The 23,933-nt window shown below is 65.9% G+C and carries 23 protein-coding genes and 1 pseudogene; 9 read left to right on the forward strand and 15 right to left on the reverse strand.

Annotation, left to right across the window (positions count from 1 at the left end; translation table 11 throughout):
* Positions 1–2 precede the first annotated feature (2 nt).
* A complete protein-coding gene (locus HZI36_RS21085) occupies positions 3–1,490 on the forward strand; it encodes an efflux transporter outer membrane subunit (protein ID WP_179404607.1) in 1,488 nt (495 codons plus the stop codon).
* Between the two features lie 7 nt (positions 1,491–1,497).
* Here the strand turns inward: HZI36_RS21085 and HZI36_RS21090 are convergent, their stop codons facing one another.
* Both HZI36_RS21090 and HZI36_RS21095 read right to left on the reverse strand, forming a co-directional pair.
* Positions 1,498–2,691: an ABC transporter ATP-binding protein gene (locus HZI36_RS21090; RefSeq protein WP_179404608.1), complete on the reverse strand. Its 1,194-nt coding sequence runs from the start codon at positions 2,689–2,691 to the stop codon at positions 1,498–1,500.
* Between the two features lie 95 nt (positions 2,692–2,786).
* A complete protein-coding gene (locus tag HZI36_RS21095; RefSeq protein ID WP_179404609.1) occupies positions 2,787–3,890 on the reverse strand; it encodes a polyamine ABC transporter substrate-binding protein in 1,104 nt (367 codons plus the stop codon).
* Positions 3,891–4,142: 252 nt separating this feature from the next.
* Between HZI36_RS21095 and HZI36_RS21100 the strand changes: the two genes are divergently transcribed.
* On the forward strand, positions 4,143–4,346 hold the full coding sequence (locus HZI36_RS21100; protein ID WP_179404610.1) for a DUF1289 domain-containing protein: 204 nt from the start codon (positions 4,143–4,145) through the stop codon (positions 4,344–4,346).
* Between the two features lie 71 nt (positions 4,347–4,417).
* On the opposite strand, the gene HZI36_RS21105 is transcribed toward HZI36_RS21100, so the two are convergent.
* The gene (locus HZI36_RS21105; protein WP_425485281.1) at positions 4,418–4,999 is read right to left on the reverse strand and encodes an OmpW/AlkL family protein; all 582 of its coding nucleotides are present in this window, start codon (positions 4,997–4,999) and stop codon (positions 4,418–4,420) included.
* 266 nt (positions 5,000–5,265) lie between these two features.
* Positions 5,266–6,702: an aldehyde dehydrogenase family protein gene (locus HZI36_RS21110; RefSeq protein WP_179404733.1), complete on the reverse strand. Its 1,437-nt coding sequence runs from the start codon at positions 6,700–6,702 to the stop codon at positions 5,266–5,268.
* A 420-nt stretch (positions 6,703–7,122) separates the two neighbouring features.
* Here HZI36_RS21110 and HZI36_RS21115 point away from each other — a divergent pair, with 420 nt between their 5' ends.
* Positions 7,123–7,488 carry a hypothetical protein gene (locus tag HZI36_RS21115; protein ID WP_179404612.1) on the forward strand — a complete coding sequence of 122 codons (366 nt, stop codon included), beginning with the start codon at positions 7,123–7,125 and terminating at the stop codon, positions 7,486–7,488.
* A gap of 89 nt (positions 7,489–7,577) precedes the next feature.
* Here the strand turns inward: HZI36_RS21115 and HZI36_RS21120 are convergent, their stop codons facing one another.
* Together HZI36_RS21120 and HZI36_RS21125 are read right to left on the reverse strand one after the other, a co-directional pair.
* A complete protein-coding gene (locus HZI36_RS21120; RefSeq protein WP_179404613.1) occupies positions 7,578–9,170 on the reverse strand; it encodes an ABC-F family ATPase in 1,593 nt (530 codons plus the stop codon).
* A 76-nt stretch (positions 9,171–9,246) separates the two neighbouring features.
* Positions 9,247–11,460: an AsmA family protein gene (locus tag HZI36_RS21125; protein WP_179404614.1), complete on the reverse strand. Its 2,214-nt coding sequence runs from the start codon at positions 11,458–11,460 to the stop codon at positions 9,247–9,249.
* A gap of 154 nt (positions 11,461–11,614) precedes the next feature.
* Between HZI36_RS21125 and HZI36_RS21130 the strand changes: the two genes are divergently transcribed.
* Positions 11,615–12,322 carry an ABC transporter ATP-binding protein gene (locus HZI36_RS21130; RefSeq protein WP_179404615.1) on the forward strand — a complete coding sequence of 236 codons (708 nt, stop codon included), beginning with the start codon at positions 11,615–11,617 and terminating at the stop codon, positions 12,320–12,322.
* Complete coding sequence (locus tag HZI36_RS21135; RefSeq protein ID WP_179404616.1) at positions 12,319–13,122, forward strand: ABC transporter permease; 804 nt, start codon at positions 12,319–12,321, stop codon at positions 13,120–13,122. The genes HZI36_RS21130 and HZI36_RS21135 overlap by 4 nt, the downstream gene beginning before the upstream one ends.
* Before the next feature lie 54 nt (positions 13,123–13,176).
* Here the strand turns inward: HZI36_RS21135 and HZI36_RS21140 are convergent, their stop codons facing one another.
* The gene (locus tag HZI36_RS21140; protein ID WP_179404617.1) at positions 13,177–13,731 is read right to left on the reverse strand and encodes a DUF6013 family protein; all 555 of its coding nucleotides are present in this window, start codon (positions 13,729–13,731) and stop codon (positions 13,177–13,179) included.
* A 332-nt stretch (positions 13,732–14,063) separates the two neighbouring features.
* Between HZI36_RS21140 and serB the strand changes: the two genes are divergently transcribed.
* Positions 14,064–14,909 carry a phosphoserine phosphatase SerB gene (gene serB, locus HZI36_RS21145; protein ID WP_179404618.1) on the forward strand — a complete coding sequence of 282 codons (846 nt, stop codon included), beginning with the start codon at positions 14,064–14,066 and terminating at the stop codon, positions 14,907–14,909.
* Between the two features lie 115 nt (positions 14,910–15,024).
* On the opposite strand, the gene HZI36_RS21150 is transcribed toward serB, so the two are convergent.
* From HZI36_RS21150 to rimO, 4 genes are read right to left on the reverse strand one after another with little or no spacing between them, the layout of a single operon-like run.
* A complete protein-coding gene (locus HZI36_RS21150) occupies positions 15,025–16,206 on the reverse strand; it encodes a cystathionine beta-lyase (protein ID WP_179404619.1) in 1,182 nt (393 codons plus the stop codon).
* A gap of 48 nt (positions 16,207–16,254) precedes the next feature.
* Positions 16,255–16,761, reverse strand: coding sequence for a hypothetical protein (locus HZI36_RS21155; RefSeq protein WP_179404620.1), 507 nt, complete (start codon positions 16,759–16,761; stop codon positions 16,255–16,257).
* Positions 16,758–17,690, reverse strand: a complete 933-nt coding sequence (locus HZI36_RS21160) for a sugar kinase (RefSeq protein ID WP_179404621.1) — start codon at positions 17,688–17,690, stop codon at positions 16,758–16,760. Before HZI36_RS21160 ends, HZI36_RS21155 begins: the two co-directional genes overlap by 4 nt.
* Positions 17,691–17,693: 3 nt before the next feature.
* Positions 17,694–19,055 (reverse strand): 30S ribosomal protein S12 methylthiotransferase RimO, encoded by a 1,362-nt coding sequence (gene rimO, locus HZI36_RS21165; RefSeq protein WP_179404622.1) that lies wholly within the window; start codon positions 19,053–19,055, stop codon positions 17,694–17,696.
* A 627-nt stretch (positions 19,056–19,682) separates the two neighbouring features.
* Here rimO and HZI36_RS27380 point away from each other — a divergent pair.
* Both HZI36_RS27380 and HZI36_RS21175 read left to right on the forward strand, forming a co-directional pair.
* Positions 19,683–20,207, forward strand: a complete 525-nt coding sequence (locus HZI36_RS27380; protein WP_343050340.1) for a hypothetical protein — start codon at positions 19,683–19,685, stop codon at positions 20,205–20,207.
* A gap of 524 nt (positions 20,208–20,731) precedes the next feature.
* Positions 20,732–21,409, forward strand: coding sequence for a hypothetical protein (locus HZI36_RS21175; protein WP_179404623.1), 678 nt, complete (start codon positions 20,732–20,734; stop codon positions 21,407–21,409).
* Between the two features lie 225 nt (positions 21,410–21,634).
* Here HZI36_RS21175 and HZI36_RS27065 read toward each other — a convergent pair.
* Positions 21,635–21,727: pseudogene (locus HZI36_RS27065) on the reverse strand (DNA adenine methylase); the annotation flags it as partial.
* A gap of 110 nt (positions 21,728–21,837) precedes the next feature.
* Between HZI36_RS27065 and HZI36_RS21180 the strand changes: the two are divergent.
* A complete protein-coding gene (locus HZI36_RS21180) occupies positions 21,838–22,638 on the forward strand; it encodes a hypothetical protein (protein ID WP_179404624.1) in 801 nt (266 codons plus the stop codon).
* Here HZI36_RS21180 and HZI36_RS21185 read toward each other — a convergent pair.
* The 3 genes from HZI36_RS21185 to HZI36_RS21195 form a co-directional block, all read right to left on the reverse strand.
* Positions 22,617–22,946 carry a DNA methyltransferase gene (locus HZI36_RS21185; RefSeq protein WP_218884167.1) on the reverse strand — a complete coding sequence of 110 codons (330 nt, stop codon included), beginning with the start codon at positions 22,944–22,946 and terminating at the stop codon, positions 22,617–22,619. The genes HZI36_RS21180 and HZI36_RS21185 overlap by 22 nt on opposite strands.
* Positions 22,947–23,292: 346 nt before the next feature.
* Complete coding sequence (locus HZI36_RS21190) at positions 23,293–23,523, reverse strand: helix-turn-helix domain-containing protein (RefSeq protein ID WP_425485279.1); 231 nt, start codon at positions 23,521–23,523, stop codon at positions 23,293–23,295.
* A gap of 50 nt (positions 23,524–23,573) precedes the next feature.
* Entirely contained in the window at positions 23,574–23,912 is a 339-nt protein-coding gene (locus HZI36_RS21195; RefSeq protein WP_179404625.1) for a type II toxin-antitoxin system PemK/MazF family toxin, read from the reverse strand.
* Between the last annotated feature and the right edge of the window lie 21 nt (positions 23,913–23,933).

The following is a 23,933-nucleotide window of genomic DNA, read 5'->3' on the forward strand; positions in this document are numbered from 1 at the left end:
CGATGAAGCGCACGATGATGTTGCCGAACACGAAAACGCTGCGCGCGGCCGTCGGGCTGTGCCAGGCCGCCACCCTCGCCGCCCTCGCCGGCTGCTCATGGTTCGCGCCGAGCGGCGCGCCGCCCGCGATGCCGACGCCCGCGCATTACGGCACCGTGCCGCAGGTCGCGCAGACGGTCGCCGCGCACGGCGTCGCGCAACAATTCGAAGTCGGCGCGCAGCCGGTGCCCGACTGGTGGAAACAGTACCGGTCGCCCGCGCTCGACGCGCTCGTCGACGAAGGGCTGCGCAACAGCCCGACACTCGCGGCCGCCGAGCACAGCCTGACGGCCGCGCGCGAGCAGTTGCACGCGCAGGTCGGCGGCTCGCTGCTGCCGACGATCGACGCGGGCGGCCAGGCCGCGCGGCAGCGCGCGCTCGGCGTGCCGATTCCGAAGCTCGGCGCGCAGACGCTGCTGTACGACACGTTCGTCGGCCAGCTCCAGGCGCACTATACGATCGACCTGTTCGGCGCCGCGCACTTCGCGAACCGCGCGCTCGAGAAGCGCGTCGACGTCGAGGCGTTCCAGCTCGATTCCGCGCGGCGCGCGCTGGCTGCGAACATCGTCGTCGCGGCGATCACATCGGCGGCGCTGCACGAGCAGGTGGATACGACCACGCGCGCGGTCGCGCTCGCGAATGCGCAGGCGCACGACGCCGAGCGCCGCTACGCGCTCGGCGCCGCCGCGCGCGCGGATCAGCTCGGCGCGCAGCAAAGCGCCGCGTCGCTCGCCGCGACGCTGCCCGCGCTGCGCCAGCAATGGCAGTCGGCACGCCACGCGCTCGCGGTGCTGATCGGCCGCACGCCGGACCAGGCGCCCGACGATGTCGCGCTCGCCGATCTGCATCTGCCCGAGCAGGTGCCGGTGGTCGTGCCGTCGGATTTGCTGCGCAGCCGCCCCGACATCCGCGCGGCCGACGCGACGCTCGCCGCCGCGGCTGCCGAAGTCGGCGTCGCGACCGCGCAGATGTTTCCGCAGCTGTCGCTGTCGGCGTCGATGGGACAAGGCGGCTTCAGCTGGCCGATGCTGCTGTCGGGCGCGGGCGCGATCTGGAGCGCCGGCGCGTCGCTGTCGCAGCCGCTCTTCCACGGTGGCGCGCTGCTCGCGCAGCGCCGCGCGGCGAACGCGAACTACGACGCGGCGGTCGAGCAGTACAAGCAGACCGTGCTCGCCGCGTTCCAGAACGTCGCGGATACGCTCGCGTCGCTCGACAACGACGCGCAGGCGCTCGACGCGTCGAGCCGCGCGGCGCTCGCCGCGCAAGGCGCGTTCGACGATGCGTCGGCGCGCGTGCGGCTCGGCGCGCTGCCGCCGTCGGCGGCGCGCGCGAGCGAGTTGCAGTACCGGAATGCGCGGCTCGACGAGATTCGCGCGACGGGGGCGCGGCTCACGGATACCGCGCGGCTGTTTCAGGCGATGGGGACGCCGCCGGCGCAAACGGGGGCGTGATCGTCGATCACGACGTCAGCACCACCCCCGCCGACGCAGTCCACCGCACATGAATCTCGTCGCCGATCCCCGGCGAATCGAGCTCGGCGATCGCGACGCTCGGCACGTTCGCGACGACGATCTTCCCCGAATCGAGCTTCACGTGATACAGAGAATAGCCGCCCATATACGCGACGTTCGCGATCACGCCGTGCGCCCAGTTGTACGTGCCGTCGGCCGGCTTGCGCGCGAGCGCGATGCGCTCCGGACGCACCGACACCGTGACCGGCATCCCGAGCGGCCCGGACACCCCGTGGCTCACGTACATCCGGACCGGCAGCTCCGGCGACTCGATGTACACGTGGTCGGGCTCGTCCTCGACGACCGTGCCGTCGAACAGGTTCGTCGAGCCGATGAACTCGGCCGAGAAGCGGCAGTTCGGATATTCGTAGACTTGGTTCGGCGTGCCGATCTGCACGATCTCGCCTTCGCTCATCACCGCGAGGCGGTCGGCCATCGTCATCGCCTCCTCCTGGTCGTGCGTGACCATGATGCAGGTCACGCCGACCTTGCCGAGGATGTTCACCAGCTCCATCTGCGTGCGCTGGCGGATCTGCTTGTCGAGCGCGGACATCGGCTCGTCGAGCAGCAGCAGCTTCGGCCGCTTCACGAGCGAGCGCGCAAGCGCGACGCGCTGCTGCTGGCCACCCGACAGCTGATGCGGCTTGCGCTTCGCGTACTTGCTCATCTGCACGAGCTCGAGCGCGTCGGCGACGCGCTCCCTGATCTCGTTCTTCGGCGCGCCTTCCTGCTTGAGCCCGAACGCGATGTTCGCCTCGACGCTCATGTGCGGAAACAGCGCGTACGACTGGAACATCATGTTCACCGGCCGCTTGTACGGCGGCATCTGCGCGAGATCCTCGCCGTCGATCAGGATCTTGCCCGACGTGACCGATTCGAGGCCCGCGAGCATCCGCAACAGCGTCGACTTTCCGCAGCCCGAGCTGCCGAGCAGCGCGAACAGCTCGCCCTGACGCACCGTCAGGTTCACGTGGCGCACCGCTTCGGTGTCGCCGAATTTCTTCACGACGTCGGCGATCTGCACGAAGTTGTCGACGCGCGAATCGGGGCCATTCGACGCGACTGAAGGCGCGGCGGAAGGCGCCACGGAAGGCGCCACGGAAGGCGCGACCGCGGCCGGCGCACTCGACTGGCTATTCATGATCTGCTGCTTCTCCGCGATGGCTGCGTTGGAGACGGACGAAGCCCCCGGGGCTACCAGGGGCTTCACGGTTGCTGCCGATGCCGCGACGCGCGTCAGTGGCCGGTCTTCAGCTCAGTCCACAGCCGCGTTTCGAGACGCAGGATCTCGGGCGGCAGCGGCTTGAGCAGGAACAGCGTCTTCACGACGTCGGCCGGCGGATAGACGGCCGGATCGTTCGACACGTCGGGTTTCACGTACTTGCGGGCTTCGGCGTTCGCGCTCGGGTAGTAGACCGCGTTCGTGATCGCCGCGTGGACCTTCGGATCCTCGATGTAGTTGATCCACTGCAACGCGGCGTCCTTGTCCTTCGCGTCCTTCGGGATCGCCATCACGTCGAACCAGACCGGCGCACCGCCCTTCGGAATGTAGTACTCGATCTTGTACGCACGCTTCGCGTCGAGCGCGCGATGCTTCGCGATCACGACATCGCCCGACCAGCCGAACGCGAAGCACACGTCGCCGGCGACGAGATCGTTGATGTAGCCCGACGAGTTGAACTGCGTGATATACGGGCGGATCTTCTTCAGCACCTGCAGCGCGGCCTGATAGTCGGCCGGGTTCGTGCTGTTCGGATCCTTGCCGATGTAATGGAGCGTCGCGGCGAACACGTCGGTCGGCGCGTCGAGCATCGACACGCCGCAGGTCTTCAGCTTTGAAATGTTCTCGGGCTTGAACAGGATGTCCCAGTTGTCGAGCGGCACCGACTTGCCGAGGAGCGCCTGCGCCTTCGTCACGTTGTAGCCGAGGCCCGTCGTGCCGTACGCCCACGGCACCGCGTACTTGTTGCCCGGATCCGCACCGGCGACGAGCGCCATCAGTTGCGGATCGAGATTCTTCAGGTTCGGCAGCTTCGACTTGTCGAGCGGCGCGTAGATGCCGGCCGCGATCTGCTTGCCCGCGTAGTTGCTGGTCGGCACGACGATATCGTAGCCGGAGCTGCCGGTCAGCAGCTTCGCCTGCAGCGTGTCGTCGCTGTCGTAGTTGTCGTAGCGGACCTTGATGCCGGTCTGCTTCTCGAAGTTCGGGATCGTGTCCTTCGCGATATAGTCCGACCAGTTGTACACGTTGAGCTGTGTATCCTTCGCCGCCGCCGATGCCGCCAGTGCCATCGCGCAGAGCCCCAGCGCCGCTGCCCGGCCCGCCACCTTCGCTTTCATCCCGTTCTCCCGTTCCGGAACCCGCCGGACCCCGTGTCCGCCGGTTGTCTGTGCCGCCATGCACGGTGCGCACGCCCGCGCCGCCATGTGCGGCCAATTTTATCGGGTTATCGCCGCGTGTCCATCGAGAATATCGGGCCGCCCGGAACGCCGCGGCGCGGCCACCGCGCGCCCGGCTGCCGCGCGGCGGCAAGCGCGCCGCCCGCATGCTTTAAGATAGCGCCTTGCCCACCGCTCCGACCGACCGTTCCGATGGCTTCCAATCTTCACGACCTGCCCGACAGCCCGTGCATCGGCGTCTGCTCGACCCTCTTCGACGAAGTCTGCAAAGGCTGCGGCCGCACCGCCGGCGAAGTGTCGAACTGGGTGTTCCTGAGCGACGACGAAAAGCGCGTGGTCTGGGAGCGCATCAAGCGCGAAGGCACCGCGATGCGCTTCCAGTACGACAAGCTCTGATTTCGATACCCCAAAAAAAGGGCGGCATGCATACAGCCATGCCGCCAACCCCAACTTCAACCCTTGCTCGCTTAGAACTTCATCCCGACGCCCACGCCGACGACCAGCGGATCGATATGCAGCGTGCCGAGCGGCTGACCGCCAAGCGACGCGTCGGTGCCCATCCAGATCTTCTTGACGTCGACGTTCGCGAAGAGCCGCTTCGTCACCTGCACGTCGACACCGAACTGCAGCGCCGGCCCGATGCTGTTCCGCTTGATCGCGATCGGCTCCCCACCCGCGTGCAGCCCGTTGTTGTAGAAGTACGTGTAGTTGATGCCCGCGCCGGCGTAGGGCCGCACGCGCCCCGACGGATTGAAGTGATACTGGAGCAGTAACGTCGGCGGCAGCACGTTGACGCCGCCGAGATCGCCGATGCTCGACGTCAGCCGATGGCGCGACGTGCCGAGGATCAACTCGACGCCGATCGAATCGCGGATCATGTACGTGAGATCGAGCTCCGGCACGATCGCGTTGTTCACGCCGACCTTGAGCGCCGACAGCGTGTCGCTGCCGCGCTCGGCGGGCTGGATGCTGATCGCGCGCAGCCGCACGAGCAGATCACCCTGGCCGATCCCGTCGCCCGGCGACGCCGCGCGCGACAGCACCGGCATCGTGAGAATGCTCGTCGCGCAAAGCGCCGCGGCTATCCTGAATCGAATCGATTTCTTTACTTCACGCATGCTGCTGAATCCCCGTTGAACTGCGTTCATTCTCGTCGCGGGGATCGGGGCCGGGTTTGACGTCCGTCAAACTGCGTCCGGCGTGAGGCGGTTTGTCGCAGGGCGATTCGATCGCCGAAAAAAAGCACGCCGAAGCGTGCCGTTCTCGATGCCCGATGCGGGCGACGGCGCAACGCGCCGCCCCCGCCGCGCCCGCTTTACATGGGTTTCTGCGCGCGCAGTTGCATCGACTTGTATTCGAGATATTCCTCGAGCCCGTAGACGCCGTTCTCGCGGCCGTGCCCCGACTGCTTGTAGCCGCCGAATGGCGCGGCCATGTTCCACGCGCCGCCGTTGATGTCGACCTGGCCGGTGCGGATCCGGCGGGCGACGCGCATCGCGCGCTCGTCGCTGCCTGCCCAGACCGCGCCGCCGAGCCCGTACGGCGAATCGTTCGCGATCCGGACCGCGTCGTCCTCGTCGCGATAGGTGATGATCGACAGCACCGGCCCGAAGATCTCCTCCTGAGCGATCGTCGCCTTCGCATCGACGCGGCCGAACACCGTCGGCTTCACGAAAAAGCCCTTCGCGATCCCGTCCGGCAGGCCGGGGCCGCCGGTGACGAGCTCCGCGCCCTCGTCGATGCCGCGCTGGATAAAGCTCTGCACGCGCTGCTGCTGCGCGGCCGACGCGAGCGCGCCGAGCCGCGTCGCGTCGAGCCGCGGATCGCCGGCGACGTACGCTTCGGCCGCCGCCTTCGCGAGTGCGCGCGCTTCGTCGTAGCGCGACTCGGGCACGAGCATCCGCGTGTGCGCGGAGCAGGTCTGGCCCGCGTTCAGGAAGCACGCGTTGACCGTGCCCTTGACCGCCGCCGCGAAATCCGCGTCGTCGAGGATCACCGATGCGGACTTGCCGCCGAGCTCGAGCGCAACGCGCTTGACGCTCGCCGCGGCGAGCTCCGACACGCGCTTGCCGGCGCGCGTCGAGCCGGTGAACGACACCATGTCGACGTCCGGATCGGTCGCGAGCACTTCGCCGACGACGGGCCCGTAACCGCAGACGAGGTTGAACACGCCGGCCGGCAGCCCGGCGTCGTGGATCGCCTCCGCGAGCATGAACGCGTTCAGCGGCGCGATTTCCGACGGCTTCAGCACGACGGTGCAGCCGGCCGCGAGCGCGGGTGCGACCTTCAGCGTGATCTGGTTCAGCGGATAGTTCCACGGCGTGATCGCCGCGACGACGCCGACCGGCTCGCGCACGACGAGCGAGTTGCCGACCTGCTCGTCGAACGTGAAGGCCTCCGCGTATTTCGCGTACGCGTTCCAGTTGTAGATCGGCGCGCCGACCTGAATCGCGCGCGACAGCTTGATCGGCATCCCGACCTCGCCCGTGATCGACTGCGCGAGCGCTTCGCTCTTCGCCTGCAGGTTCTCGGCGATCTTGCGCAGATACGCGGCGCGGGTGGCGGGCGGCGTCGCGGCCCAGCCGTCGAACGCGGCGCGCGCGGCGCGGATCGCGGCCTGCGCGTCGGCCGGCGCGCCTTCCGGGATCCGGCCGATCACGGCCTCGGTGCCGGAATCGATCACGTCGATCGTGCCGGTGCCGGCCGGCTTCACCCATGCGCCGCCGATGTAGAACTGGTCGTAGATTTGCATCGTCATGTCCTTTGTCTCCTGTCGATCAGAGCGAGCGCTTCAGCGCTCGCGCCGGACCCATGCACGGCCCTGCGCAACGCGCAAAGCGGTCGACCGGCGCGCACGCGGCAAAGCGCCGACTCCGGTCCCACACCAAGCCGGGAGCGGACATTTTAGCGAGCCCGCCCGAAGCGTGCCGCGCCGCGCGCGGCGAACCGGCGCGGCGCGGGATCCGGCACCGGTTTTCGGGCCTCGGGCCTCGGGCCTCGGGGCAGCACGACGCGCCGGGCCTCGCGCGCCCGAGCACGCCGCGGCGGGCGATCGATCGGTGGCGGCGCGGATTGCGCGCCGCAGCGCACGGCGTACTATGTCGTACATAATCGGAGTCGAGGCTCGGCGCGCGGCCGCGCGCCGGACTCCGCGACCTACCTGAGCGCCATCATGACCGACGCACATCCCACTCTCAGCTCACGCGAGCGACTGGAGCTGCTCTGCTGGCTCACCTGCGGCAATCTGGGCGCGTTCTATCTGAACGAATCATGGCCCGATGCGGCGTTCCAGGTGCAGGCCGCGCATCGATGGCTCGACCGCCACCAGCGGCATGCGGACTGGCTCTCGATCGCGAAACTGTCCGCGCTCGCGCAGGACATCGCGAAGCGGCACGCGGGGTTCGTCGACGCCGCGTGGGCGCGGGATGCGGTCGAGGAAATCGTCGACACCGACGATCTGAATCCGGACGCGAAGCTCGTGCAGTGGGTGTTCGACGATTGCTGCAAGGCGCTCGAGGATCATCGGCTGGCGGATTGACGGCAGGCCGCCAACGGCAAAAAGCCCATCCGGCGAACTTCCCGGATGGGCTTTTTTCGAACCGACCGTTCGGGCGGCGCGGGAGACCGTCAGGCCTGCCCTTGGCTCGTCAGGAAATCCTCGTAATTCCCGCCGAAGTCGACGAGCTCGCCGTCGGTCTTCACCTCGATGACCCGGTTCGCGAGCCCGCTGACGAATTCACGGTCGTGCGACACGAAGATCAGCGTGCCCTCGAACTTCTCGAGCGCGATCTGCAGCGACTCGATCGACTCCATGTCCATGTGGTTCGTCGGCTCGTCCATCAGCAGCACGTTGTGGCGGCCGAGCATCAGCTTGCCCCAGATCATCCGGCCCTTCTCACCGCCCGACAGCACCTTCACCGACTTCCGGATGTCGTCCGCCGAGAACAGCAGGCGGCCCAGCGTGCCGCGCACCATCGTCTCGTCGTCGCCTTCCTTGCGGTACTGGTCGATCCAGTCCATCAACGTGACGTCGCTCGGGAATTCCTCGTAGGTGTCCTGCGGCATGTAGCCGACGTTCGCGTTCTCCGCCCACTTCACGGTGCCGTGATCGAGCGTGAGGTTGCCGAGCAGCGAGCGCAGCAGCGTCGTCTTGCCCGCGCCGTTCTCGCCGATGATCGCGATCCGCTCGCCCGGCTGCACCGACAGGTTGAAGCTCGAGAAGATCGTGCGCTCGTACTTCTTCGTGATCGCATCCGCGACGACCGCGATGTTGTGCAGCTTCTTCTCGAACTCGAAGCGGATGAACGGGTTCTGCCGCGACGACGGCTTGAATTCCTCGATCTTGATCTTGTCGATCTGCTTCGCGCGGCTCGTCGCCTGACGCGCCTTCGACTTGTTCGCCGAGAAGCGGCGCACGAAGTCCTGCAGTTCCGCGACGCGTTCCTTCGCGCGCGTGTTCGCGGCGGCCTGGCGCTCGCGCGCCTGCGCGGACGCGAGCATGTAGTCGTCGTAGTTGCCCGGCCAGACCTTCAGCGTGCCGAAGTCCATGTCGGCCATGTGCGTGCACACCGCGTTCAGGAAGTGGCGATCGTGCGAGATGATGATCATCGTCGAGTTGTACTGGTTGAGCGTGTCTTCCAGCCAACGGATCGAGTTGATGTCGAGGTTGTTGGTCGGCTCGTCGAGCAGCAGCACGTCCGGCTTCGAGAACAGCGCCTGCGCGAGCAGCACGCGCAGCTTCCAGCCCGGCGCGACGTCGCTCATCGGGCCGGTGTGGAATTTCTCCTCGATGCCGATGCCGAGCAGCAGCGCGCCCGCGCGCGCCTCGGCATCGTAGCCGCCGTATTCGGCGAACTTCGCCTCGAGCTCGGCCGCGTGCATGTAGTCGTCGTCCGTCGCGTCCGGGTTCGCGTAGATCGCGTCGCGCTCGGTCATCGCGGCCCACATCTCGGTGTGGCCCATCAGCACGACGTCGAGCACGCGCACGTCCTCGTACGCGAACTGGTCCTGGCGCAGCTTGCCGAGGCGGACGTTCGGCTCGAGCGCGACGTTGCCGCCGCTCGGCTCGAGATCGCTGCCGAGGATCTTCATGAACGTCGACTTGCCGCAGCCGTTCGCGCCGATCAGGCCGTAGCGGTTGCCCTCGCCGAACTTGACCGAGATGTTCTCGAACAGGGGCTTCGGCCCGAATTGCATCGTGATGTTGGCGGTAGAAAGCACGGCTGATCCAGAAAATGAGAGGGTGATCGACGGTAAACCCAATATTTTAACAGGAGTCGGTGAAACTCTGCCCGCGTCACTTCACGGCCCTGGCCGCCGCGATCGTCTTCGCCGGTGCCTGGGCCTGCGCGAACAGCTGCGCGCACGGCACGTCCTTCGTGTTGCTCGGCGCGATCAGCGGAATCAGTGCCGCGAACGGGTTGATCAGCCCGAGCCCGATCATCGCGCCCGCGCGCAGCGCGAGCGCGCCCGCGTCGACGCCGACGTCCGGATTCTTGAACGTGCCCTTCACGTACAGCGGCGAGCGCAGCGAAAAGATCCGGAAGCCCTTCGTATGCGGATGGACCTTCAGGTTCATCGATTCGTCGCGTAGGCTCACGGTACCATCGACGTTGATCAGCGCGTCGTCGGTGTCGAGCGCGAACACCTTCGAATCGAGCAGCCCGTTGTTCGCCTGGAAATCGACCGCCGCGCAGTTGATCTGCACGTCCTTGCCGCCGAACAGCTTCTCGTAGACGACGTTCGCGACGTTCAGCCCCGCCGCCTCCATCAGCAACCGGCTGATCGCGCCGTTCGTGACGACCGCCTTCACCTGGCCGGTCGCGGTCGCCGCGAGCGCGGCCGGCGAATTGCCGGTCGCCGACAGCGCCGCGTCACCGTTGATCTCGCCGAGCGCCGACTGCATCACCTTCTGCGACGGGAACAGCTGCTTGAGCTTCAGGTGCCGCGCGGCGATCGTGAAGCGCCCCTTGAGCGGCGCGCCGCTGCCGTCGAGATGCGCGGTCGTCGCGAGCGAGCCGCCCGCGACGCCGAACGTCAGCGGCTCGAGCGACAGCACGCCGTCCTGCATCACGACGTGCGTGTACAGATTCGTGATCGGCAGATCGGTGCTCTTGATCAGCTTGCGGCCGGTGAACTTCACGTCGACGTCGATCGCGCGCCAGCGGTCGGTGCGGAACGTCTCGATCGGCAGCACGCGGCCCGGCGGCTGATGCGTGGTGTCGCCGCGCTGCGCCTTGCTCGCGGCCGTGTCCGCGCCGATCACCGGCGCGAGGTCGGAGAACCGCAGCAGGTTCGACACGAGCTCGCCGGACAGCTGCGGGCGCGGCGCGCGCTGCTCGTACGCGAGCGTGCCGGACAGGTCGCTGCCGCCGACGCGGCCGTTGAAGTTCTCGTAGCGGAACGTGCTCGCGTGGCGCTTGAAGTTGCCGATCAGGCGCCCTTCGGTCGCGTACGGCGGCGTGTCGGGCAGCGTGATGCCGGTCAGCGCGTACAGATGCGCCATCGTCGAGCCCTGCAGCCACAGGCGCAGGTCGAGCGCGGCGAGATGGGTCGGGTCGGTCAGCGTGCCGACGATCGCGAGCCGCGTGTCGCCGGCCTTCACGTCGGCCTGCAGCGGGAACGACCGCGACGCGTCCTGCAGCGCGAGCACGCCGCCGAGCTTGCCGGTGCCGCTGATCGGCACATTCTTGTAGCGGCCGTCGACCTTGAGCCCGAACGCGTACGCGGGGCCGGACACGGCCGGCTGCGCGGCCGCGCCGGCGCTTGCGCCAGATGCCGTTGCCGTCGTGGTGGAAGCAGCCGCCCCGGACGCATCCGACGCCGCCTCCGCAGTCGCCTTCCGGTTCAGTTGCGCGGCGCCGCGCTTGCCGACACGCTGCGCGGACGCGGCGCGCGACGTCGCCTCCTGCTCCTTGAGCACGTCGCCGAGCGGGATCGGCTGGCCGAGCGTGTCGATCGCGACCGTCAGGTCGGCGTGGGTCATCGCGTCGCGATAGGTGACGGCGCCTTTCGCGAAGCCGAAGCTTTCGAGCTTCACCTTCCATGGCGACGGCTGCGACGATTGCTTGAACTGGAAGGTCCACGTATTGCGGCCGTCGGCGAGCCGCTCGAGGTCGACGGCCGGATTGACGATATCGATCGACGGGATCACGATCTCGTGCGCGACGAGCGGCAGCACCGCGAGGTCGAAATGCGCGGCATCGAGCGTGACGAACTGCGGCGTTTTCGCCCAGTCCGGGTTGCCGATCGCGATCTGCGTCGCGGAGAAGCTCGGCCACGGCACCCATGCGCGCCAGCCGGTTTCGCCGTCGGGGCGCCGCCAGCCGACCTTCAGATCGCCGTTGATCGCGAACGGACGGCCGAGCGCCCCGCTCACCTGTTCGTTGACCCACGGCTTCGCGTGGTTCCAGTCGAACGTGAAGATGAAGACCCCGGCCGCCGCGATCGCGACCGCGACGATGCCGACGATCCATGCAGCCGATTTGCCGATGGCTCGGAGAAGCGTCATGGCGGTTCCGTTGTTGTTCTGAATACCCGACGCGCCGGCGAATGCGCACGACGGTAACGGCACGCGACGCCCGCGCAAACGGGACACTCGTTATTATGGCGCACGGGGCCGCATCCCCCGACGCCATTAACGCTTTTTTTCATATATTTACGCAATGTCAGCTTTCGGCCTGATCGACGCGCAGCGCATCACCCGCCGCGACGCGAAGAGCGGCAAGACCCTGCTCGCCCCAACCGATTTCAGCCTGCTCGCTGGCATGCGCGTTGCTGTGATGGGGCCTTCCGGATCCGGCAAGAGCGTGCTGCTGCGCGCGCTCGCGCTGCTCGATCCGCTCGACGGGGGGCAGGTGCTGTGGCACGGCCAGCGAATCCGGCGTTCGGCGATTCCGCGCTACCGGCGCCACGTCGCCTATGTGCGCCAGCGGCCCGCACCGGCGGACGGCACCGTCGAATCGCTGCTGCGCTATCCGTACGCGCTCGCCGTCTATCGCGACCTGCGATTCGACCGCACACGCGCCGCTCAGCTCGCCGCGCGCGCGGGCCGCGGCGACGACTTCCTCGACAAGCGCGCGAGCGAGCTGTCCGGCGGCGAGGCGCAGATCGCCGCGCTGCTGCGTGTGCTGCTACTCGATCCGGACGCGCTGCTGCTCGACGAGCCGACGTCCGCGCTCGATCCCGAGTCGACGCGCGCGATCGAGGCGCTCGTCGGCGCGTGGTACGACGCGGCGCCCGATGCGCGCGCAACCATGTGGATCTCGCACGATCCCGCGCAGGCCGCGCGGATCGGCACGACGCGGCTGACGATGCGCGCCGGCGTGCTCGACGCCGCGCCCGCGGCGCCCGCCGCGGAGGTCGCACGATGAGCCCGGCGCTGCAGGATCTGAGCCTCGTCGACGTCGGGATCGCGGCGGCGCTCGTCGCGGTCAACGGCGCGATCTCGGCCGCGTTGTCGCTCGGGCTCGGACGCAAGCTCGCGCTCGCGGCGGTGCGCACCGTCGTGCAGCTGCTCGCGATCGGCTACGTGCTCGGCTGGGTGTTCGGCCATCCGCACTGGACCATCGTGCTGCCGCTCGCCGCGCTGATGACGCTGATCGCCGGCTTCGCGGGCGCCGGGCGCGGCAAGCACACGTATGCGGGACAGCGCGCAGACAGCATCGTGTCGATCTGGGTCAGCGGCTGGTTCGTCGCGGCGGTCGGCCTGTTCGTCGTGATCCGTATCCATCCGTGGTATGCGCCGCAGTACGCGATCCCGATTCTCGGGATGATCCTCGGCAACACGCTGACCGGCGTGTCGCTCGGCGTCGAGCGGATGACCGAGGAGCTGACCGCGCGCCGCGACCGCGTCGAGACCGCGCTCGCGCTCGGCGCGACGCGCTGGGAAGCCGCGCAGGACGCCGCGCGCCAGGCGGTGCGCGCCGGCATGGTGCCGACGCTGAACCAGATGGCCGTCGTCGGCGTCGTGAGCCTGCCGGGGATGATGACCGGCCAGGTGCTGGCGGGACAATCGCCGCTGCAGGCGGTCCGCTACCAGATCGTGATCATGTTCCTGATCGCCGCGGCGTCCGCGCTCGGCACGGTCGGCGCCGTGCTGCTCACTTACCGCAAGCTGTTCTCGGCCGAGCATCGCTTCCTCGCATCGCGTCTCGAGGAGCGCGCGCATTGATGCGCGGATGACGGCGGGCGGGCGTCGCGCTCATCACGCGCGGCGCCCGCACCCTCAACGCTTGATCGACACCGTGACCTTCGTGCCGTCGCTCATCGTGACCGTCTTCGCGCCGCCGTTGACCGGCATCGACAGCCACTTGACCTGGCTCACGATCACCGGATTCGGACATTGCAGCGACTTGCCGCCCGCCGTCACGTTGCGCGTGCCCTGCGGCGCCGAGGCCTGGAAACTCATCTGCACCTTCGCGATGCCCCTGCTGTCGATCGCCGGCGCGAGCCGGACCTGCGTCTGCCGGACCATCGCGCCGTTCTCGTCGCGCGGCAGCGAGTCGGCCTGCGGGCAGCCATCCGGCATCGCGACCGCGCCGTCCGGCGGCACGGACTTCCAGCTGAAGTCGTCGGTCTCGCCCGAGCGGATCTTGCGCGTCTCCTGCGCGTCGCCGAACAGCTTCGACTCGATCTTGACCGTGTAGTCGAGCTGGCCGGTGCCGCCGCCTCTCAGGCTGCCCTTGACCGGTGGTGCCGCCACCGCGCTCGCGCTGAAGCACGCCGCCGCGAACGCGACGGACAACGGAACGGCGACCGACATCATGCTGCGTGGGCCCATGCTGACCTCCTTATGATGGGGCGGCGACCGCGCGCCGCCCGGTTATCGATGCATGACTCATGTCAGTCTAATCCCAAGCGGCGCACTGTGCTTCGTGCGTGCATCGGGTGTTACCCCGCTTGCGTTCGCGGCGCACTAGCATTCCGCGCGGCCGACCGCGCAGCATCTGGCCGCGCCGCACCTCTTCAGCCGCACCTGGCCGGCCACACCGCGCCCGCCGCACCTCGCCGGCCGCACCTCGCCGGCCGCCTTCGATCCCCTCGGGCCGACCGGCTACAATGTCGCGTTTGCCGCCCGGCGGCGGCCCGTTCGCTTCCCCCGATCCCTCAGCAATGACCACGAACCTCGTCATCCAGAGCGTCGCGCCGATCGCCGACGCGCACCGCAAACCGCTGCTCGCGCTCGCGCGCGGCGCCCGCATCGTGCCGATCGACGAGCACGCGCTGCGCATCGACGCGGCCGAACCGGCGCAGCGGCCCGACATCGCCGTCTACTGCGGCGCGCATGCGCTCGATTACGCGTTCGTCGACGCCGGACGCGCGCTCGGCGACTTCGGGCTCGTCGTGATGGACATGGATTCGACGCTCATCACGATCGAGTGCATCGACGAGATCGCCGATTTCTGCGGACTCAAGGCCGAGGTCGCGGCGATCACCGAGGCGTCGATGCGCGGCGAGATCCGCGATTTCAATGAAAGCCTGACGCGCCGCGTCGCGCTGCTCGCCGGGCTCGACGCGAGCGCGCTCGAGCGCGTGTACGACGAGCGGCTGCGGCTGTCGCCGGGCGCGGAAACGATGCTCGCCGGCGCGAAGGCGGCCGGCCTGAAGACGCTGCTCGTGTCGGGCGGCTTCACGTTCTTCACCGAGCGGCTGAAGGCGCGCCTCGGCCTCGACTTCACGCACGCGAACACGCTCGAGATCGTCGACGGCAAGCTGACCGGCAAAGTGATCGGCGAAATCGTCAACGCCGACGTGAAGGCGCGCACGCTGCGCGACACCTGCGCGGCGCTCGGCCTCGCGCCGGAGCGCGCGATCGCGATGGGCGACGGGTCGAACGATCTGAAGATGATGGCGGCAGCCGGCCTGTCGGTCGCGTTTCACGCGAAGCCCGTCGTGCGCGACGCGGCGAGCGTCGCGTTCGATCACGTTGGCCTGGACGGGCTGCTGCGCCTGTTCTGACCGACGCCGGCAATCAATCGGCAATCAATCGGGAATCAATCGGCGAGCGACCGGAAAGCGACCGACGGCGACCGGAGAGCGTCGTTGCGCCCCCACGCGCCGACGAGCGCCGCGCTCAGCCGAGCGCGGCCTGCATCGCGCGCTCGATATCCGCGCGCAGGTCGGCCTCATCCTCGAGGCCGATGTAGAAGCGCACCAGCGTGCCGCGATGCGGCCACGCGGCGCGCATCGACGCGACGTCATACGGCATCGCGAGGCTGTGCGCGCCGCCCCAGCTCCAGCCGATTGCGAACAGCTCGAGCGATTCGACGAAGCGGTCGACCTGCGCGGCGCTGTAGCGCGCGTCGAAGATCACCGAGAACAGCCCGCCCGCGCCGGTGAAGTCGCGGACGAATTCCGCGTGGCCCGGGCAGTCCGGCAGTTGCGGATGCAGCACCGTCGCGATCTCGGGCCGCGCCTTCAGCCAGTGCGCGAGCGCCAATGCCGATCGGCTGTGCACATCGAAGCGCGCCTGCATGCTCGGCAGGCTGCGCAGCACGAGCGAGCAGTCGTCCGAGGACACGCCGGTCCCGCTGCGCATCCGCGCGAGCTTCAGCTTCGCGTGCAGCACCGCGTCGGCGGTGATCGTCGCGCCCATCAGCACGTCGCTGCCGCCCGACTGGTACTTCGTCAACGCCTGCACCGAGATGTCGACGCCATGCTCGAACGGCCTGAACGCGAGCCCCGCCGAGTACGTGTTGTCGATCGCGGTGACGATCCCGCGCTGCCGCGCGACCGCGGTGATCGCGCGCACGTCCGGCACCTCCATCGTCACCGAGCCGGGCGCCTCGAGCCAGATCAGCCGCGTGTTCGGCGCGATCAGATCCGCGATGCCGGCGCCGACGAGCGGATCGTAGAACCGCACGGTCACGCCGAAGTCGTTGTCGAGCCAGCGGCCGAAATCGGCGTTCGGGCCGTATACGTTGTCCGGAATCAGCACGTCGTCGCCGGACGTCACGCAGCCGAAATAGACGTTCGCGATCGCCGCCAGCCCCGACGGCTGCAGCAGCGCGTGCGCGCCGCCCTCGATCGTCGCGAGCCGCTGCGCGAGCGCGAGCGACGTCGGCGTCGCGTGCAACCCGTAGCGCCACTGACCGTCCTCGCGCCAGTCGAGCTCGCGCATCGTCGCGAGATCGGGGAACACGACCGTCGACGCCCGCTCGACGGGCGGCACGAATGAGAGATAGCCGGGTGGAATCGCGTCGTCGTGCTGGACGATGCGGGTTTGCAGCGCGCGCTTGGAGGATGAGGCTGTCATTGCGAAGAAGCCCGGCGCAAGCCGGGCGAATGGCGAGGGAAAAGGCGGTCAAGCATAGCCAAAACGGCCGCCGTCGCGAACCTGCAGCGCGGAGCGCGACGCGCCGACCGGCTTCAGCACGACCGGCTGCGGATCCGACTCGTCGGCGTTCATCCGGTCCGCGCTCAGGCCGCCCGCGTCGTCGAAGCGGCCGACCCACACGCCGGTGATGTTCGTGCCGTCGTTGGACTCCTCGATCTCGAGCGTGTCGCCGTCACGGTCGCCCGCGAGCAGCACGACTTCGCCGGTGTCCTTGAACTGGTACTCGCCGTGCACGCCCGACTCGTCGTCCTTCGGGCCCAGATGCACGACGATCGGCCGGCCGCCGAGCGTGCCTTCGTAGCGCTGCAGGTGTGCGAACGCGGGATTCGGCTTCAGCGGCTTCGCGGGTGCGTCGTCGTCGGGCGGCATATTCGCCGGCGCCGCCGCGAACGCGCGCGTGGCGAGCGAGCCCGCCGCGAGCAGACAGGCCGTGACGAATGCGCGCCGCGCGCCCGAATGCCGCCCCGGCTTCATGCCGCTCCTCGCATCAGGCGCTCGACCGCGTCCTTGCGCGGAATCGGCGCGACCGCGCCGTAGCCGAGCGTCGACAGCGCCGCCGCCGCGTTCGAGTAGCGCGCGGCCTCGAACGGATCGTCGCCCGCGACGATCCGCGCGACGAACGCGCCGCCGAAGCAGTCGCCGGCGCCCGTCGCATCGACGGCCGCCACCGAGAAGCCCGGCACGACGCGCCGCTCGTTCGGCGTCGCGACGTACGAGCCGTCCTTGCCGAGCTTCAGCGCGACGACCTGCGGGCCGAGCTCGAGCATCGCGTCGACGATCGCATCGCGGTCGTCGGCGCCCGTGATCGCGGTCACATCGTCCCAGCTCGGCAGGCAGATGTCGGTCTGACGCAGCGCCTCGCGCATTACCGCGCGGGCGCGCGGCAGCGGCCACAGCTTGAGCCGCAGGTTCGTGTCGAAGCTGACCTTCGCGCCGTGCGCGCGCGCGTGCTCGATCGCGGCGAACGCCGCATCGCACGCGGGCGTGCCGATCGCGAGGCTGATGCCCGACAGATGCACGGCCTTCGCGGCGGCGAGCGCGTCGCGCGGCAGATCCTGCGGTGCGTAGCGGCTCGCGGCCGAGCCCGCACGCAGGTAGTCGAACTGATGGCCGTCCGCCCCGTGCGACACGAAATACACGCCGGTCGGCGCGCCGCGATCGACGCGCACGTAGGTCGTGTCGACACCTTCGCCACGCCACAGATCGCCGAGCAGCCGGCCGAACTGATCGTCGCCGACCGCCGACACGAAGCCCGTCGACGCGCCCTGCCGCGCGGCCGCGATGCAGAAGTTCGACGTGTCGCCGCCGAAACCCTGCAGGTATTCGGGCTGCCCGGGCCGCGACTGGTTGAATTCGATCATCGCCTCGCCGAGCGCGAGGATTTCGGGAAACCGCGTCGCCATCGCTTACACCTCGCCCCAGAGATCATGGCCATCCGCGCCCGTGATCTTCACGGACACGAAATCGCCCACCTTGTAACGCTTCGACGCCTTCGTCGCCGGATCGACGTAGACGACCCCGTCGATTTCCGGCGCATCGGCGGCCGTGCGGCCGATGCCGCCTTCGTCGCCGACTTCGTCGATCAGCACCTTGAGCGTCTTGCCGACCTTGCGCTGGATGCGCCGCGCGGACACTTCCTCCGCGACTTCCATGAAGCGCGCGCGGCGCTCCTCGCGAATTTCGTCGGGCAGCGCGCCGTCGAGTTCGTTCGCGCTCGCGCCTTCGACCGGCGAATACGCGAAACAGCCGACGCGGTCGAGTTCCGCCTCGCGGATGAAGTCGAGCAGCGTGTCGAACTGCTCTTCCGTCTCGCCGGGGAAGCCCGCGATGAACGTGCTGCGGATCGTCAGATCCGGGCAAATCTCGCGCCACCGCCGCACGCGCTCGAGCACCTTCTCCGCGTTCGCGGGGCGCTTCATCCGCTTCAATACGTCCGGATGCGCGTGCTGGAACGGCACGTCGAGATACGGCAGCACGTGGCCCTTCAGCGGCCCTTCGGCCATCATCGGGATGATCTCGTCGACATGCGGATACGGATACACGTAATGCAGACGCACCCACGCGCCGTACTGCGCGGCGAGCTCGCCGAGCGCGCCGACGAGTTCGGTCATCCGCGTCTTCAGCGGGCGGCCGTTCCAGAAGCCGGTGCGGAACTTCACGTCGACGCCGTACGCGCTCGTGTCCTGCGAGATCACGAGCAGCTCCTTGACGCCGGACTTGAACAGGTTCTCGGCCTCGAGCATCACTTCGGCGACCGGACGCGACACGAGATCGCCGCGCATCGACGGGATGATGCAGAACGTGCAGCGATGGTTGCAGCCTTCAGAGATCTTCAGGTATGCGTAGTGGCGCGGCGTGAGCTTGATGCCGGCGGCGGGGACGAGATCGACGAACGGGTCGTGCGGCTTCGGCAGGTGCGAATGGACGGCCTGCATCACTTCGCCGAGCGCGTGCGGGCCGGTGACCGCGAGCACCTTCGGATGCACTTCCTCGATCAGGCCCGTGCCGCTCGCGCTCTTTTTCGCGCCGAGACAGCCGGTGACGATCACCTTGCCGTTTTCGGTCAGCGCCTCGCCGATCGCGTCGAGGCTTTCCTGCACGGCCTCGTCGATGAAGCCGCAGGTGTTGACGACGACGAGATCGGCGCCGTCGTATGTGCCGGAGATTTCATAACCTTCGGCGCGGAGCTGGGTGATGATCTGCTCGGAGTCGACGAGGGCTTTCGGGCAGCCGAGGGAGACGAAGCCTACTTTGGGGGACTGAGACATCTGGAATGTGGGGGCATGGCGGCAAAGACGAGAGTTTACAGCCATTTAGGGCCCAGCGAGCCAAAACGAGCGGCGAGAGGCGGTATAGGCCGCCAGCTCGAACACGCGGCTCGCTGGGCGGCGATCGCGAGAGGGCGGTTGATGCGACCCTTTCATTTCGGGACGAAGGCCTTTCGGCCTTTCACCAGCGACACGTGAAACAAGGCGCGCTCGGAGTGTTCCTGTGCGCGGTCGAGGGGGCCAAGTGCCGGCTGGCTCCGTTCTAGTCGTCGAGGGCCTGGGCCGTCTGAGCCTCGCCGAACCGCTTCAGGCGCAAGCGCAGATCGTGAACGCCGGCATTGCGGTCGTGACGACCAGCGACGGCCGTGAGTACAACAGGAGCGGCTAAAGGCCCAACCGATGGATCTCGTACATAGCCTGCTCGTCATGATCCGGGCTCACGAGGAATCTGAAACGAAAAGCAAACGTGTGAAGGCCGCGATCCGGAGACAGTGCCAAGGCTGAATCGCCGGCACGTGGCGCCCGCCGATCCGCGTCGGCAAGGATCCGCAGCGGGTTCGGGAAGTCGAGGGTGTCGGGTTCGAGCCAATCTCCGAGCGTGCGTCCGCCGTCTGGCCGGTCATAGAAATGTTGAAGCAAGGACACGGCGCGGATCAGCGCGCAATTGGCCCACGCTCGGCAGAAGCGGCCGACCGAGAGGCTCAGGTGCAGCGTGCTACCGACGCGCTACTCATTGATAACGTCGCACCACCGTTCGCCGTGCTGCGCCGCATTCGGGAACTAGTAAGTGAGCTCGAAGGCGAACGACGCGAAATCGAACCGATCGAGCACCACCTCGCCGCCGCGTCATCTACTGGTGTGCGCGCGGCTGCAGAAGCATGGCGCGGGCTTGTGGACGGTGTCGAAACCTTCGACTTCGATATGTGGATGCTGGCTCGCAAGCTTGTCGCCGATACCTTTTCTCGGATCGTCGTTTATCCCTCTGGATTCGATCCGGAAAGCAATGACGGGTCTATAGATTTGATACTGATCGCGAAGCGCGACAGCAAGCGCATCCTGCGCGTCGACCGCCGCACTGGGGAATGGCGCTCGACCGAAGAACTCAATCATTTCGACAAGCAAAATAGTGACCCGCCACGGCCCGGCCGCTAGTCATCCACCGTTTCCGCCGCCCCCATGCCTCATTTTGAGGCGGCGCTCCTTCCGAAATCCAATGCCTTGCGGTACGCCGAGATAATCCCCTTCTCATCCGACAAAGCGGCTCCTCCAGCCCTCGAGACACGGCAGAGGCGAATGTGGCCCCATCACCCTCTAGAACAAGGTCGCCATGACGTTGTTCGAGGCAGGATGATTTGACAGAGCAATTTCGATTCCTGACCAGATGGTTCGGGTGTTTCCCGACGCGGATTTTATGCACTTGAATTTAAGAACGGCGTATTCTCAGTTCGCATGGGTTGCTCTTTACCATTGTCCTCTAAATAATCTCGCAGAACGCAGTGAGCTAAGAAAACTAGCAGACGCTCCGCGACCAGGCCAGAATGGTACGAACAATTCATCGATTTGAGCAAGACTAGCCCCGAATCACTGAAACTGCAAATCGCAACTTTGCGTGAGACTCGGCACTTGATCCCCAATTAAACGTCATCGCGCGGCAACTTTCTTCTTGGAGTCATCAGATGAATTCTACCGAAGATGTAAAAAAAAACACATCCACCGCTACAACACGGACGTTTTGCATCGATAAATTTATTGAGCTCGACTTTAATTTCGCAAAAGAAGAGACCCAGCACAGAACAGAATTTAATCGCAGAATACTGAATCTACAAATGTCCCTCATTACCGGCGTCCTTGCGGCAGGCGTCATCAAGGACGTTTTATCGATAAACCCTTTCACATTGCAATTTCTTTGCATCTCCATCGTATTTATAAATACGGTATTCCTTATTGAGATAAATCAAAATAACTTCTACATCACCCTCGCCGCACGCTATCTAGCAACAGTAGTGAACAAGAGGGGGCGCGAATTTTCCGGAGACCAATATGATTTCTATGAATGGGAGAAATTTTTAGAAATCAAGAGAGACGCATCCCACTCACTATTGAGCAGAATGGCCTTTCTGTTGGACGCACACTTCTTCATGAGCATATTATTTTTAATAATCTCAACAATAACACTCGGAATATCAACAAACAATTCAGGCCTCCAACATCCTTATGTCATTATCCCCTATGCCCTTGCAACGTACTCGCTCAACCTATTGTGCATATACCGCCACTTCTCCATCCCCCGCGAACTGAAAGAAATCCACAAAAAAGAAGAGGTTATGGAATTTTTTGACAAAAATAGCATTTGAATATAATTTCATGCTGCCACGCATCAATAGCTGGTGGATCATTGCTTTTCTTCGATTACTATGCAGAAACAGGAAATTGGAAAGACACTGAGCTCTATTTGACGTTTAATGAACAATCTATGTCTCTCGGGAAGACCGGATCCATCGAAGTTCCTCTACTTCGCAACGAAGATAGAATGGCGCTCTGCCGCTGCACAACGAATTAGTCAATCGGACGCATTTACCCTCGACCTTCGCCGGCGGACCAAGAAAGAACAGTACGGCTCCGCCGGCAAAAACCTCTACGTGGCATTCGTGTCGCGGGAATCTCGGGATCAACCGGTCGGCAAGACCACCTCTCCCCGCCCGAAAAAATTCGGCAGAGACTCGAACAGCCGGATGGCGTTTCTAGAGAAGGAAACCAATCGCTCCCGGCCGCCGCAGCCAGAATGCTGCAGGAACTGAAGCGGTCGGACCAGGCGATCATGCTACGCCCCCCCAAAAAAATAGATACGGGGGAAGCTATGAAACGCGCGTGGGAAATCACTCAGCTTGCGTTTGTGTGGCTGCTGCTTGGTATTGGATTCTTTGCGCTGTACCGTATTTGGGCGATCGTCGCGTTCGCTGAGCACTCCACAAAGGACTTCTGGGACATAGCCACCGCGGTCGGCACCTGCGGCGCCGTGATCGCGGCACTCTACGTCGCGTCCTCCGACCGTCGTCGTCGTACCGCAGATGCGCTCGTTGAAGCTCGCATAACTGCGGGCTTCGTCACCTACCGCCTCGGAATACTCCGAGACGAAATCGCTGGCATACGAGAGTGGGCTGACGAAACACGCGCCAACGGCCCTTTGCCAGTGAACTTCCTCTATCAGGTGCAAGCTCTCGGAGCAGCCGCAAAATGCACGATCGATGAAATTCGGAGCATGGAACCACTTCCGAACCACTGCGCGATTCAAATTGCCGGTGCTCAAGATCGAATCGACGTCGCAATCAAGCTCCTTGGGAAACACGAAATCTGGACGGCGCTGGGAACACCCAACAAGATGGTAATCGCGTCGCTCGGCGTCGTGGTCTCGGCATTTCTCGAATCCGAAAATTTGCTCGGAATCGCCATAGAAACCTGCATGCGCGAGAGTGAGGCGATATACACCGAAATGAATGCGCGAACCGCGAAGTCTCCGGGAAGCGACGCGGTTAAGCTTGCACGTCAGAGCATTGCTTCGCGTCATGCCGACTCCGAAGGTTGATCAACCGGCAACACCACCGTGACCGCCCGCCCCCAAACCGGCGTCGACGACAGCTGGAATGTTACGCCAGACTCGGCAAGCAAGAGCGTCGTCCCCATCACCTCTACGATCGCTTGCGCGGCGTCAGGGGGTACGGCGCTGACGATGCGCTCGCGCCACGCGGAATCGCTCAAGCCGTCGAGTTCGAGATATTCCTCAGGCTCGATCAGAGCGTGCAGTGCGGCGAGTTCGAGCGCCGTGAACGGCCTGTGCCACGTGCCGTCGAGCGCGCGGATTACCGCGACGAGCTGCGAGGTTGCGATGGGCATCCGAGGCGGGCTCGTCCACCACCAGCCGCCACGCTGACCAACACTGCTAATTGCAAGGAATCGCTGGAACAAGCGGCAACCGAAGTCGTCGGCATCCCCGAAAAAGCGATGGGGAGCGCGGCAATCGGCGAGCTGCCGGGCGTCAAGTACACGCGAAAGATCGTCTCCCGCAAGCCCTACACCGTCGACGCTAGCGAGTACGTCGACTTCCGATTCACTAAGGCGAAGGAATAGCCACGCATGGAAACCACCATCCAAGCGAACGCATCGCGTTCGCTGTCTCAACGCGCGCCTGCCGGCCAGCACCTCGTACACGCGGTTGCTGTTCCCGATGTACGGCTGCATGTCAGGGACCGACAGGCCCGCCTGCTCCATGCGAAACTTGATCGCATCGATCGATCGGGCTCGGTGCCGCCATCGGGAAGTGCTCGGCCTCATACTTCTCGACGAAGATCGCCAGAATCTCCAGTTCGTCGCCTTCCGGCGTGCCCGGCGCAGGATCCACGTCGACGAGTGCGGACACCGCCTTCAGGGCAGCCTCGTAATCGGCCTCGGTTCGAATCGGGTGAATGTCCACATCTCGCTACTCCATTTAAACTAACGGCGCCATACGGCGCCGTTGTCACGTTACAGATCGAGAAACATCCGAACCGCGTACCTAATCGCTTCCATTTCCTCGTCCGTGGCTCGCTCGCCGTTGAACTTGAACCCTCGCGCCTTAAAAGAGAGGTTCACGATCTGGTCCACGAGCGCTACGCCCGGTCGCGCGAGACTCGAAAGCGGAATCTCCGATTCCCACCCCCGCACCGTCGATGTGATCGGCAGACCCACAACGCGCCCTGTCAATTCATTGATATCAGTTGGTGTGATTACGACCACCGCTCGATACCCGTCTTGCTCATTACCCTTACTTGGCCCGATGTACAGCCGAATCACATCACCTGCTTCCGGTACGCCGTTTAGCATCTTGTTTTCTTCCTTCAGATT

Origin of the sequence: Burkholderia guangdongensis, from assembly GCF_013403875.1 — a bacterium.
GTDB classification, from domain to species: domain Bacteria; phylum Pseudomonadota; class Gammaproteobacteria; order Burkholderiales; family Burkholderiaceae; genus Burkholderia; species Burkholderia guangdongensis.

Coding starts and splice junctions, on each gene's coding strand:
- HZI36_RS21085 (WP_179404607.1), top strand. CDS start 3: ATGAAGCGCACGATGATGTTGCCGAACACGAAAACGCTGCGCGCGGCC.
- HZI36_RS21090 (WP_179404608.1), bottom strand. CDS start 2,691: ATGAATAGCCAGTCGAGTGCGCCGGCCGCGGTCGCGCCTTCCGTGGCG.
- HZI36_RS21095 (WP_179404609.1), bottom strand. CDS start 3,890: ATGAAAGCGAAGGTGGCGGGCCGGGCAGCGGCGCTGGGGCTCTGCGCG.
- HZI36_RS21100 (WP_179404610.1), top strand. CDS start 4,143: ATGGCTTCCAATCTTCACGACCTGCCCGACAGCCCGTGCATCGGCGTC.
- HZI36_RS21105 (WP_425485281.1), bottom strand. CDS start 4,999: ATGCCGGTGCTGTCGCGCGCGGCGTCGCCGGGCGACGGGATCGGCCAG.
- HZI36_RS21110 (WP_179404733.1), bottom strand. CDS start 6,702: ATGCAAATCTACGACCAGTTCTACATCGGCGGCGCATGGGTGAAGCCG.
- HZI36_RS21115 (WP_179404612.1), top strand. CDS start 7,123: ATGACCGACGCACATCCCACTCTCAGCTCACGCGAGCGACTGGAGCTG.
- HZI36_RS21125 (WP_179404614.1), bottom strand. CDS start 11,460: ATGACGCTTCTCCGAGCCATCGGCAAATCGGCTGCATGGATCGTCGGC.
- HZI36_RS21130 (WP_179404615.1), top strand. CDS start 11,615: ATGTCAGCTTTCGGCCTGATCGACGCGCAGCGCATCACCCGCCGCGAC.
- HZI36_RS21135 (WP_179404616.1), top strand. CDS start 12,319: ATGAGCCCGGCGCTGCAGGATCTGAGCCTCGTCGACGTCGGGATCGCG.
- HZI36_RS21140 (WP_179404617.1), bottom strand. CDS start 13,731: ATGGGCCCACGCAGCATGATGTCGGTCGCCGTTCCGTTGTCCGTCGCG.
- serB (WP_179404618.1), top strand. CDS start 14,064: ATGACCACGAACCTCGTCATCCAGAGCGTCGCGCCGATCGCCGACGCG.
- HZI36_RS21150 (WP_179404619.1), bottom strand. CDS start 16,206: ATGACAGCCTCATCCTCCAAGCGCGCGCTGCAAACCCGCATCGTCCAG.
- HZI36_RS21155 (WP_179404620.1), bottom strand. CDS start 16,761: ATGAAGCCGGGGCGGCATTCGGGCGCGCGGCGCGCATTCGTCACGGCC.
- HZI36_RS21160 (WP_179404621.1), bottom strand. CDS start 17,690: ATGGCGACGCGGTTTCCCGAAATCCTCGCGCTCGGCGAGGCGATGATC.
- rimO (WP_179404622.1), bottom strand. CDS start 19,055: ATGTCTCAGTCCCCCAAAGTAGGCTTCGTCTCCCTCGGCTGCCCGAAA.
- HZI36_RS27380 (WP_343050340.1), top strand. CDS start 19,683: ATGTTGAAGCAAGGACACGGCGCGGATCAGCGCGCAATTGGCCCACGC.
- HZI36_RS21175 (WP_179404623.1), top strand. CDS start 20,732: ATGAATTCTACCGAAGATGTAAAAAAAAACACATCCACCGCTACAACA.
- HZI36_RS21180 (WP_179404624.1), top strand. CDS start 21,838: ATGCTGCAGGAACTGAAGCGGTCGGACCAGGCGATCATGCTACGCCCC.
- HZI36_RS21185 (WP_218884167.1), bottom strand. CDS start 22,946: ATGCCCATCGCAACCTCGCAGCTCGTCGCGGTAATCCGCGCGCTCGAC.
- HZI36_RS21195 (WP_179404625.1), bottom strand. CDS start 23,912: ATGCTAAACGGCGTACCGGAAGCAGGTGATGTGATTCGGCTGTACATC.